We start from the raw sequence: 424 nt of genomic DNA, 5'->3' as shown, positions 1-424 counted from the left end.
AAATGGGATTGGTCTGCCTACTTTTAGGAAGCCTTTTATTTTACGGTATGTAAGGATAAAAGGGGACGAATTTCGCCCCTCTTTTTTTGCTGTCTTCAAAAAATGATTCCACACTTTTACCTTTTAAGAGGGGAAAAGTGTACCCATTTTTATGACTAAAAGGCCAAACTATTGATTGCGGGCCTCTTCCATTTACGTAAGCACAGGCGGGATTAGTCTGTGTTTTTTATGTTTGATGAAATGGAGGAATTAAATATGGCAGAAAGACAGAAAGCGCTCCTTGTTGGTGTCAATTTGAATAGCCATGATCACTTCCAGTATTCGATGAAGGAATTAGAAAACTTAGCAGAAGCTTGTGATATTGCGGTAGTGGGGCAAGTTACTCAAAATGTCAGTAAAATTCATAAATCCCATTATATTGGAT

The 424-nt window shown here is 37.7% G+C and carries 1 protein-coding gene; it reads left to right on the top strand.

Features of this window, described 5'->3' with window-relative positions; all coding sequences use genetic code 11:
* Positions 1 to 228: 228 nt before the first annotated feature.
* The coding region (locus AC2JF9_RS09730; RefSeq protein WP_500727371.1) for an HflX-like GTP-binding protein at positions 229 to 424 on the top strand (196 nt) is incomplete at its 3' end.

The organism is Lactobacillus sp. C449L (assembly GCF_059900815.1).
This window is presented reverse-complemented; position numbering and strand designations above follow the sequence as displayed.